Annotated in this window: 2 protein-coding genes; both read left to right on the top strand. The window is 64.5% G+C overall.

All coding sequences use genetic code 11. From position 1 onward, the window contains the following. Positions 1-239: 239 nt before the first annotated feature. Positions 240-986, top strand: a complete 747-nt coding sequence (locus tag A5780_RS17165; RefSeq protein ID WP_197521776.1) for a helix-turn-helix domain-containing protein — start codon at positions 240-242, stop codon at positions 984-986. A gap of 48 nt (positions 987-1034) precedes the next feature. Continuing rightward, the coding region (locus tag A5780_RS17160) for a hypothetical protein (protein ID WP_156769534.1) at positions 1035-1379 on the top strand (345 nt) is incomplete at its 3' end.

The raw sequence follows: 1379 nt of genomic DNA, 5'->3' as shown, positions 1-1379 counted from the left end.
CATGTCATGGGCAGAATTCAGCGCTCGCCATCGCACCGACACCAATGAGCGGCGTTGAAACACCAGTGATCGGTCACGGTGGAATGCGCGCGGACTCTATGACTATTCATATTTCAGATCCGGTCGAGATGGTGTCGGGGAGAGACGGAGACAGGCGGGTGAACCGAGTACGCGGCCACACAGACGGCAGACACCCACCCAGACGCACCCGACGCGCCCGCGCGGCCGCGCGAGTGGAGATGCCGAACCTGCACACCTGGCTGGATCAGCTGCGCCAGGAGCGGGGCTGGTCACGCGAGATCGCCGCCGCTCGCGCCCGAATCAGCACGGCCTACCTTTTCAAAATCGAGCACGGCCTGTCCGTTCCCACCATCGACACCCTGGCCAAGATCGTGCGCGGCTACGAGCTCGATCCCGCTCAACGTCGCCACACCTACGACTTGTGGAACCCGCCCCTGCGGCTTCCGGCCGACGACGAACTACGGCACCAGATCGCGACACCCGAAGTCAACGCCCATCTCGCACATCTGGATTCCGCGCGCATCATCTGCGCCTACACCACTCCCCTGTCGACCGTGCTCACCGCCAGCGACCGGCTGTACGACGCACTGCCCGGACTTCGTCAGGCCGGCAACAACATCGCGCTGTGGTTCTTCCAGCCCGCAGCGCGAGAACTGGTCGTCGACTGGGACGACGAAGCACCTCACGTCGTCGCCGCGCTTCGCGCAGCCATCGGCCCCTACCGACTCAGCCACCATGCTCTGGCGCTGCTGCGCACGCTGGCTGCCAACCCCCGGTTCGCCGCGCTCTGGACGACACACCCCGCCACAGTCAGCTATGGCCGCCCGGCCGGTAAGCCGGTCCTGTTGCGGCACAGCAATTCTCCCGGTCCAGTCGCTATCTCGCTGCAGATCAGCGAATTCCACAGCCCGCACGCCATCCTCGTCGCTTACGCCATCAGCAACGCCAGCGCGGAATGCAAGTAACAGCCGGTGCCACACGACCTTCCGAGGCAGAACACCATGCGTATTTTCATGACCGGAATAGCCCACATCACCGGCCACCCGCGGCCCATCACAGATATAGAACCCATTGCCGCCGAACCAGGACTGGTCGAAGCCCTACATGAGGTCGGACTCGCCACCTACCGGCTCACCCGCGACTCGCCCATCGACATGGCCGCAACCTGCATCGCGGAAACGCTCGACCACTCGCGGGTGCCGGCGTCCAGGATCGACATCCTGATGCTCGCCTCCTCCACCATCGGGTTCGGACAGATCGAAAACACCGAACTCCTGCAACTGAGTGAGCGTTTCGGACTCAGCCACGCCACACCGATCGGGGTCTCGGCCGCCGAATGCGCCAACTTCGGCACCGCC

The organism is Nocardia sp. 852002-20019_SCH5090214 (assembly GCF_001665865.1).
GTDB lineage: Bacteria > Actinomycetota > Actinomycetes > Mycobacteriales > Mycobacteriaceae > Nocardia > Nocardia nova.
The sequence above is the reverse complement of the archived record's forward strand: the minus strand, read 5'-3'. Positions and strand labels throughout refer to the sequence as shown.

Excerpts from the sequence above, each read along its gene's own strand:
- A5780_RS17165 (WP_197521776.1), top strand. The coding sequence starts at position 240 with ATGCCGAACCTGCACACCTGGCTGGATCAGCTGCGCCAGGAGCGGGGC.